This window comes from Streptomyces sp. YGL11-2 (assembly GCF_050054615.1).
Classification (GTDB): Bacteria; Actinomycetota; Actinomycetes; order Streptomycetales; family Streptomycetaceae; genus Streptomyces.
In genome coordinates this window covers 1-3,588 of record NZ_JBNHIN010000002.1, presented here as the reverse complement: position 1 = coordinate 3,588, position 3,588 = coordinate 1, and the positions used below count along the sequence as shown (strand labels likewise).

General features: G+C 68.8%; 3 protein-coding genes and 2 tRNA genes. 3 read left to right on the top strand and 2 right to left on the bottom strand.

All coding sequences use genetic code 11. From position 1 onward, the window contains the following. Positions 1 to 457 precede the first annotated feature (457 nt). Together ACO1BR_RS02350 and ACO1BR_RS02345 are read left to right on the top strand one after the other, a co-directional pair. Positions 458 to 548 (top strand) — tRNA-Ser (locus ACO1BR_RS02350). An 801-nt stretch (positions 549 to 1,349) separates the two neighbouring features. Continuing rightward, positions 1,350 to 1,422, top strand: a tRNA-Arg gene (locus tag ACO1BR_RS02345). Positions 1,423 to 1,864: 442 nt separating this feature from the next. On the opposite strand, the gene ACO1BR_RS02340 is transcribed toward ACO1BR_RS02345, so the two are convergent. Further along, positions 1,865 to 2,191 (bottom strand): hypothetical protein, encoded by a 327-nt coding sequence (locus tag ACO1BR_RS02340; protein ID WP_426793345.1) that lies wholly within the window; start codon positions 2,189 to 2,191, stop codon positions 1,865 to 1,867. Further along, positions 2,188 to 2,727, bottom strand: a complete 540-nt coding sequence (locus ACO1BR_RS02335) for a DUF6232 family protein (protein ID WP_426793344.1) — start codon at positions 2,725 to 2,727, stop codon at positions 2,188 to 2,190. The genes ACO1BR_RS02340 and ACO1BR_RS02335 overlap by 4 nt, the downstream gene beginning before the upstream one ends. A 464-nt stretch (positions 2,728 to 3,191) precedes the next feature. Between ACO1BR_RS02335 and ACO1BR_RS02330 the strand changes: the two genes are divergently transcribed. Continuing rightward, positions 3,192 to 3,588: hypothetical protein (locus ACO1BR_RS02330; protein ID WP_426793343.1), on the top strand; the 397-nt coding region annotated here is incomplete at its 3' end.

Sequence of the window (3,588 nt, the reverse complement as noted above, 5' to 3'; positions counted from 1 at the left end):
CCCCCCCCCCCCCCCCCCCCCCCCCCCCCCCCCCCCCCCCCCCCCCCCCCCCGCGGCCGGTGTGCGCGATGTCGTCCGCGGAGTGCTGGTGCGGCAGCGGGATCGGGGCGGCAGCGGCGGCCGGTGCCAGGGCGAGCGCGGCGACGACGGCCACGACGGCGGTGGCGGCACTGGTGGCCGCGGCGAGGAAGGACGTCGTCCGGCGATACGGCATCACGGGCTCCAGGGAGGCGAGTGCGGGGCGGTACCCGGTTGGTACGCGCCCGGGGCGCACGACACGCGGATCGCCGCACGGCCCTGACACTCCTAACGCACCGCCGCCCCCGACGTTGCGCCGCAGGAACGTCTTTGCCGGGTGGGCCGCGGGGCTAGTACCGTAGGGGGCGATTGGTGACAGCCCCTGGAGCTGTGCCATCATCTGGACACACCACAGCGCGCTTGCGCGCGTGAGGTGTGGGGAGGCGTCGCCTAGTCCGGTCTATGGCGCCGCACTGCTAATGCGGTTTGGGTCTTACCACCCATCGAGGGTTCAAATCCCTCCGCCTCCGCTCCTTCTTCCACTTCGGGCCCTGATCGATCACGATCAGGGCCTGAGCCTTTTCCGGGGCCCGGGTCCTTCCAGGGCTTGAGTCCTTTCCCGGGCCTGAGCCCTTCCAGGGCTTGAGTCCTTTCCCGGGCCTGAGCCCTTTCCGGAGTCCGGGTCCTTCCCACGGCCCACGCGGTCCCCACCGCCCGAGCCCCACCCGGCCCGCGCGTCCCGCCACCCGCACCGGCAGCGACGACCTCCTCCGCCTCTCCTCCCCCCTCTCCTCTGCCTCCCCCTCCGCCGGCCTGGGCGCGCCCCTCCGCGTACGGCCCCCGCCCCCGCTCCTCCCCTGCTCCCACTTCCACCCGGCCTCCGCACCGCCCCCGGTGCCCCCGGCGCGCGTCCCCACCGGCGGGCCGCCCGCCCCCTGCCCACCGGGCCCCGGCCCTCCACCCGCCCGGATCCCGCACCATACGACCACCGGAAGTGGCCCCCGTCACAGCCGGCGCCGAACTCGACGTCCTCGGCAATGTCCTCGGCGGCATCCTCGACGATGTCCCCGCTGTCGGCTGCGACGCCCGACCCGCTGAGACCCCGCGAGGCCACCGTCACCGACCACCCCGCCTCGAAGAGGGCTACACCCGCCCGAACTTCGTCCGGATCATCGATGGCTCCCCTTGGGACCGCTGGCCTCCGCCCATCGCCCCCAACGGCATTTCCGCAGGTCAGAGTGGGTCTGGGAATCGGATTTCGCGTGACGGCGCAGGTCATGTAATGTTGTTCCCGCAACGCCGACCGGCAAGAAAAACCGCCGGAAAGCCAAGCGCTCGTAGCTTAACGGATAGAGCATCTGACTACGGATCAGAAGGTTGCAGGTTCGAATCCTGCCGAGCGCACAGCAGGTCGAAGCCCCCGCCGGTATCTCCGGACGGGGGCTTTGTCGTGCAGTGCAGCAGCGATGTACGGCAACCGGGTCAGCTGGCAGCCGTCGGTGGCCGCGACATCCCTTGGACTGGCGAGCGGATCGGCTCGGCCGTGTCGAAGCCGGTTCCCATCGGTCTTCCTACCAGGTCTCCCACTCCCAGCGCTCCGAGTACTCCCACGTTTCCCAGTACTCGTGGACAGTGCTCGTCTCCCCTTCGTAGCTGTCGACATCGGCAGTCGAGCGGGCCCGTCACCGTCGCGCGATGACAACTCGCCGGGGCGAGCGCTGACTTGTCACCGATACTGAATACGCCACGTGCGCCGGGGAGATGGCCGGCCCGGCGAAGCGTGCCCGGCGTGCCGGAACGAGCACGGCACGCCGGTGAAGGGGTGTGGCCCCATCCGCGGTGAGAGTTAGTTGCCCAGTGCTTCGATGACGCGACGAACCGACTCGATGACAGGCACCCCGGCCGCGCCGATCATGGTCGCCACGCCGGAGATGCTGGTGAGAGCGCGACGCAGGGTGCCGTGCGGCACGTCCTGACCGGTTCCGATCGCGCGGAGAGATTCGTCGATGATCTCGCGATCCTCGGCCGGCACCTGGTTCCGCATCACCTGAATCGTGGCGATCATGTCCCTGAAGGCCGAGCGAGGATCGGTCGGACCCTGGTTCTTGATGATGCCCGTGTTGTGGTCACCGTACTGCTCCACCCGGTCACCGAAATGAAAGTCGCCGCTCATCGGACCACCTTCCCTATGTTGCGCTTGCCGAATTGCTTGATGACATCGCCGACGTGGAGGCTTTCCACCGTCAGTTGAAACTCAGCGGAGGCGTTTTCGATCGCGCCCGTGATCTGCTGGACGAGCTCGATCACCCTCTCCTCGTCCGCACTCACCAGAACCGTGTTCGCCGAGGCCGATGTCTCAAGGACCAGCGCATGCAGCACTGGCCTGATCAGCGCTCGGATCAATCTGACGACGCTGGCGATGATGAGCAGCGTCACCGCCACCGCCACCACGTCGGCAGGGCTGAGCCATGGCCCCGGGTCGCCCGGAGCCGGGTCACCCGCGGCGATGGTCACCACGACCATGACGACGGTGCCGACAAGCACCAGGCCCGCAACGGCCTTGAGGAAGCGCCGTATCTCGTACCCGCGCCTGGGCGGGATGACCGTTCTGCGAGCGCGAGTGATGTTGTGCATCGGATAGGCGTCCGCGCCTACCCAGAGGACCCGTCGGCTTACCTTGACGTCAATGACACCGCGCTGATCCGGCACTTCCCACCGTCCCCCAAGATCAATCCCGTACGTCCACACCTACGCCTACGCAAGGATTGCGGGAGCCGGCCGCCTTCTCCACAGCCCCTGTGGGCCGAGCTCCGGCTCGACTCTAGCGGTGTCGGTGTGTCCGCATCTCCAGAACTGGTCCAGGTGGTGGTGACCTGCAGGGAGTTCTGGGCGAAGAGGAGTCGTGACGGCCCCTTTGCGGCGTCGCGGGCATCGTCTGGCGTCGCGTGATGTCGGGTGGTGCGGCTTGGTGCCATCTGGCGTCGAGTGGTGCCACCCGGCGCCGTTTCCTGCTCGCAGGGGCGGATGTGCGCGCATGGCGCGGTGGTTACTCGGGTCGATCCCATCGTATTTCCCCAGGTCGGATGGGGCTCTCCTGGCCTCCCTCGGGTTCGTCCCACGGAGCGTGCCACTCGGGGTTGCATGTGGCGCCATGATGGTGCCATTATGACGTCATGGACCTCACTCCGTATGTCGACACTCTGCGGCGGGAACTGGCGGTGGCTGCCGAGGCCGGCGGGGAAGATGCTCGTGAGTTGGCCGAGCGGCTCACTGCGCCTTTGGAGTCGGCGACTCGTCTGGCGATGCTCAATGTGCTTTCCGCCGCGATGGACGAGATCACTCGCGAGCTGGCGCCGGGTTCGGTCGATGTGCGGCTGCGGGGGCTGGATCCCGACTTTGTGGTGACGCCGCCGCCGGTCGGTGGTGGTGCCTCCGTGGAGCCGGTCGTGCCGGTCGAGCCGGTCAGGGTGCTGGCGCCCGCCGATGGTGATGAGGGTGGCACCGCTCGCGTCAATCTGCGGTTGCCGGCGCACCTCAAGGCGCGTGCGGAGGAGGCCGCGAGTCGCGAGG

Coding starts and splice junctions, on each gene's coding strand:
- ACO1BR_RS02340 (WP_426793345.1), bottom strand. CDS start 2,191: ATGAGCGGCGACTTTCATTTCGGTGACCGGGTGGAGCAGTACGGTGAC.